This window comes from Streptomyces sp. NPDC058307 (assembly GCF_042880295.1).
In the GTDB taxonomy this organism is placed as follows: domain Bacteria; phylum Actinomycetota; class Actinomycetes; order Streptomycetales; family Streptomycetaceae; genus Streptomyces.
In genome coordinates this window covers 6,900-11,083 of record NZ_JBHVYZ010000019.1, presented here as the reverse complement: position 1 = coordinate 11,083, position 4,184 = coordinate 6,900, and the positions used below count along the sequence as shown (strand labels likewise).

Sequence of the window (4,184 nt, the reverse complement as noted above, 5' to 3'; positions counted from 1 at the left end):
GGCCAGCAGCAGGGCCGCCCCCGTCAGTATGGCGAGTCCGGTCAACGAGCGGTTCACGGGTTCTGCCCCTTGATGATCTTGGGCAGGTCCTTGGTGTAGTCGTCGACGGTGGTGTCCTCGCCGTACAGGACGTATCCCTCGTCGGTCTTCGGGGAGAAGGCGACGACCTGGGTGCCGTGCACCGAGACGGTCTTGCCGGTCTTCTTGTCCTTGTGGGTCGGCTCGATGGAGATGCCGAGGGTGCGGGCGCTCGCCTGGATCGTGGCGAAGTCGCCGGTCAGGCCCACGAACTTGGTGTCGATGCCCTTGAGCCACTTGCCGAGTTCGGTGGGCGTGTCACGGCCCGGGTCGGTGGTGACGAACACGACGGACAGCTTGTCCTGCTCGGACTTGGGCAGCTGTTTCTTCGCGACGGCGATGTTGTTCATCGTCAGCGGGCAGATGTCGGGGCAGTGGGTGTAGCCGAAGTAGATGAGCGTCGGCTTGCCCTTGGTCTCCTTGCGGAGGTCGTACTTCTCGCCCCTGGTGTCGGTGAGGACCAGGTCCGGCTTCTCGAACGGCTGGTCGAGGACGGTGGCCGCCTTGTCCGAGCCGGCCTCCTCCGAGACCACGGAGACGGGCGAGCCGCTGTCGTCACCGCTGCCGCAGGCGGAGAGGGTCAGGGTGGCGGCGGCGACCAGCGCGGCCGCGGCGAACATCTTCTTGCGCATATCAAAATGTCCCAGATGTAAGAATTCCGGTGCGCACCGGGGCCGTAGGACCCCGGCGCGCGTCTCTCGGAACAGGTCAGACGTGTGTCTCGCGGAACAGGTCGGACGTGTGTCTCGCGAGACAGGTCAGGCGTCGCTGCGCCGGCGGCCGGCGAGTACGCCGTAGGCCACGCCCAGGGCGCCGACGACGATGCCGACCACGCCGAGGACGCGGGCGGTGGTGTCGCTGCTGTCGCCCGTGGAGGCCTCGGTGGTCGCGGCGGCGTCCTCGGTCTTGGCGTCGGCGTCCTCGGCGGCCGTCGAGCCGTGGTGTCCGTCCTCGGTGGCCGCGGACAGGGCGAGGACGGGAGCCGGCGTCTCGGGCTCCTCCGCGCCGTCCTCCTGGACCTCGATCCAGCGCACGACCTCCTTGTTGGAGTACGTCTGGACCGCCTTGAAGACCAGTTCGTCGGCGTCCTCGGGCAGGGCGCCGATGGAGACCGGGAACTTCTCGAAGTAACCGGTCGGGATGCCGCTGTCCTTGGTGGCGGCGGTCCAGGTGATCTTGGAGACCGCTTCGGTGATCTGCTCGCCGTGCAGTTCGAGCGGCTTGGCGAGCGTGGACTTGGTGACGTCGATCTTCCAGCCCGCCATCGGCTCGGGCATGACCGAGGCCAGCGGGTGGTCGGTCGGGAAGTTGACCTCGAGCTTGGTCGTCGAGGCGTTGTCGCGCTCGTTGGGGACCTTGAAGTCCACGACCGCGTAACCGCCCTTCGCGGCGGTGCCCTCGGCGGCCACGCTGACGTGCGCGAACGCGGGTGAGGACAGGACGATCACGGCGGTGGCGGCGACGGCACCGGTGGCGGCGAGACGAGAAGCCTTCATGGCAGGGAGTACTCCGCTTCGACTGAGGTGGTGGGACGAGTGCGCACATGAGGAATCCGAAGATGAGGAATCCGCACATGAGGAATGCGCACATGCGCGCGTGCCGCACGACGGCGGCCCTCTCGCAGGTCCCGCAGGAACTCTCAGGTCCCTCAGAAGTGGAGTGGTGGTCGCGTCGCGTCAGGCGGCGAGAACGAGCTCGGCGGCGGTCGGCGGCCCGCGCCTGATCACCGTGTGCTGGAGTGCGGCGGTACGCGGCCGGGGCGGCGCGAGCGACGACGCCGACGGGGCGTACGACCCGGCCTCGGGAACCCCCGGCAGCCCCGCGCGCAGGGCACGAACCAGCGCGAGCGCCCCGCGCAGGGACCGTACGAGCGCCCCTTCCGCGACCGAATGCGCCGAGTACGCGGACAGTTCGACGAGCCGCAGCAGCGCGAGGTCCCCGCGCCGCAGCAGCCATCCGGCGATGACGGCGGCCAGGACGTGGCCGAGGACCATTGGCAGGGACGGCAGCACGGAGGAGCCGGCCATGACCTCGGTCGCATGGGGCGTGGGCGTCGCACCCGTCGTACCCGTCGCCCCGGGAGCCAGCCCCGCCTCGGTGAGGATCCGCTGCGCCTGCGCCGGGCTGATCGCCGCGGCGGTGGTCCCGCACAGCAGGCGCGCGGCCTGCTGGACCAGAGCGGTGTCGGACGTCGGCGGCATCGGCGACATCGCCATCGTGGCCGTACCGTGCTGCCCGAGCCCGAACAGCACATGCAGCACGCTCTGCCCGACCGCGAGCAGCGTTGCGATCCCCGCCAGCGAGCGCTCGCGCCCGGCGAGAGGTGCCACGACGAGAACGGCCCCCACGAACCCCGCGCCGAGCGTCCACAGCGGAACCGTGGCGCAGGAGGCGATCGAGTGACCGGCCGCGGCCAGCACGACGCAGACCGCGGCGAACACCGCGGCCCGCAGAACCCGGAGATCGACTCCGGAGCGCGCGTGGGGGGCAGTCATGGCGGGCTCATCATCGCACTGGGCTTATGAGCGCCATACGGCAGGTCCACAAGATGACGTACGGGGTGTACGGCCGGTAGGTCACTTCTGGTGCACACTGCCCCACATACACCGTTCGTTGCGCCGGACGCATCGCCCATATGGGCGGCATCACGTCAACGATGTGCTTACACCCGGTCGTGCGTGGCAATACGTAACGGTATGTCGAGCCGCAGCCAGGAGGCTGGAGCATGAGCATCTGGTGGTCACTCCATTTGCGGCGCGAGGCTGCGAGCGTTCCGCTCGCCCGGCGTCTGCTGCTCGGCACCATGGAGACCGCGGGCGTCGACCCGGACGTCTCCTATGATCTCTCCCTCGCTCTCAGCGAGGCCTGCGCCAACGCCGTGGAGCACGGTGGCGAGAGCGGGCCGCAGGACTCCACGGCGGCCTACCGGGTCACCGCCTACCTCGACGGCGAGAAGTGCCGCATCGAAGTCACCGACTCCGGCCCGGGCTTCTCGCCCGTGCGGCCACTCCGCCCCACCCCCATGGAGGCGGAGAACGGCCGCGGCCTGTGTCTCATCCACGAACTCGCCGACCACGTCCAGATCGGCAACAAACCGGGCCGCGGCGCCGTGGTGAGCTTCGACAAGATCCTCAAGTGGCGGAAGGACGCACCGCTGATGGCGGTGTGAACCGATGCCGTGACGCCGGAGGGGCGGACCACGCGCCCGCCCCGCGCACGCTCACCCCTGCTGCGGTTCCAGATCCCGGTCGATGCGGCGCCAGGTGATCGTCGCCTCGCTCAAGGGGTGGGTCCCGCCCAGGCGTTGGATCAGTTCGGTCTCCGCCTCCTGGTGGAGCCTGGTGGCCTCCGTGTCGCGGCCCAGGTCGCGGAGGATGATCGCGAGGTTGGCCATGCTGCTGAGGGTGTCGGGATGGGTGGGCCCGAGCCGTTTGCGCAGCCCCGTCACGGCGAGCCGCTCCCAGTGCTCGGCCTCCTCCACCCGGCCGAGGTCGGCCAGGGCATTTGCCAGGCTGGTCCCCGCACTGAGGGTGGCCGGATGGCCGGTGCCGAGTGTCGCGGCGAGGGCGCTCTGGGCCTCTTCGGCCAGTTGCGCCGCCTTGGCCGTGTCGCCGAGAGCTCGGTGGTAGGTGGCCAGGTTGTTGATGCAGAACATGGTGAACGGATGCTCGGGGCCGAAGGAGTTCCGGTACCCCTCCAGCACGTCCGTGACCTGCTGCACGGCCCGCCGGGCTCCCTGATCGGGGTCGGTGGCCAGGTAGTCGGCGCCGAGGTTGAGCCCGCAGGCCAGTTCAGCGGGGACGGAGCGACCGTACCGGTCCCGGGAGCGGGCATGGGTCTGCCACGTCTGTTCGCTCAGCCGCAGTGCCTCCTGGTGCCGCCCGGCCCTGCGCAGGGACACAGCGAGGCTCTTGTCCACTTGCAGCACCTCCGGCACATACGGGTCAAGGACCTGCCCGAAGAGTTCCTGCACCTCCTGCAGGATCCGCAAGGAATCGTCGTACTCGCCGAGTTCGCGAAGATCGCGGGCAAAGTGGCTGCGTGTGGTCAGCGTGTAGGGGTGCAGCGGGCCGAGCAGCGCGGTGCGGTGCCGAACGGTGTCCTCG

Annotated in this window: 5 protein-coding genes; 1 reads left to right on the top strand and 4 read right to left on the bottom strand. The window is 69.6% G+C overall.

Annotated features, from left to right (window positions below):
* Positions 1-53: 53 nt before the first annotated feature.
* From ACFVYN_RS16230 to ACFVYN_RS16220, 3 genes are all read right to left on the bottom strand, one after another.
* Positions 54-710 (bottom strand): SCO family protein, encoded by a 657-nt coding sequence (locus ACFVYN_RS16230; protein ID WP_389998330.1) that lies wholly within the window; start codon positions 708-710, stop codon positions 54-56.
* 126 nt (positions 711-836) lie between these two features.
* Positions 837-1,574 (bottom strand): YcnI family protein, encoded by a 738-nt coding sequence (locus ACFVYN_RS16225; RefSeq protein ID WP_389998327.1) that lies wholly within the window; start codon positions 1,572-1,574, stop codon positions 837-839.
* Positions 1,575-1,754: 180 nt separating this feature from the next.
* Positions 1,755-2,573, bottom strand: coding sequence for a hypothetical protein (locus tag ACFVYN_RS16220; protein ID WP_389998324.1), 819 nt, complete (start codon positions 2,571-2,573; stop codon positions 1,755-1,757).
* A gap of 230 nt (positions 2,574-2,803) precedes the next feature.
* On the opposite strand from ACFVYN_RS16220, the gene ACFVYN_RS16215 reads away from it, so the two are divergent.
* Positions 2,804-3,247, top strand: coding sequence for an ATP-binding protein (locus tag ACFVYN_RS16215; protein WP_389998322.1), 444 nt, complete (start codon positions 2,804-2,806; stop codon positions 3,245-3,247).
* Positions 3,248-3,298: 51 nt separating this feature from the next.
* Here the strand turns inward: ACFVYN_RS16215 and ACFVYN_RS16210 are convergent.
* On the bottom strand, positions 3,299-4,184 hold an 886-nt coding region (locus ACFVYN_RS16210), incomplete at its 5' end, for a tetratricopeptide repeat protein (protein ID WP_389998320.1).

Excerpts from the sequence above, each read along its gene's own strand:
- ACFVYN_RS16230 (WP_389998330.1), bottom strand. The coding sequence starts at position 710 with ATGCGCAAGAAGATGTTCGCCGCGGCCGCGCTGGTCGCCGCCGCCACC.
- ACFVYN_RS16225 (WP_389998327.1), bottom strand. The coding sequence starts at position 1,574 with ATGAAGGCTTCTCGTCTCGCCGCCACCGGTGCCGTCGCCGCCACCGCC.
- ACFVYN_RS16220 (WP_389998324.1), bottom strand. The coding sequence starts at position 2,573 with ATGACTGCCCCCCACGCGCGCTCCGGAGTCGATCTCCGGGTTCTGCGG.
- ACFVYN_RS16215 (WP_389998322.1), top strand. The coding sequence starts at position 2,804 with ATGAGCATCTGGTGGTCACTCCATTTGCGGCGCGAGGCTGCGAGCGTT.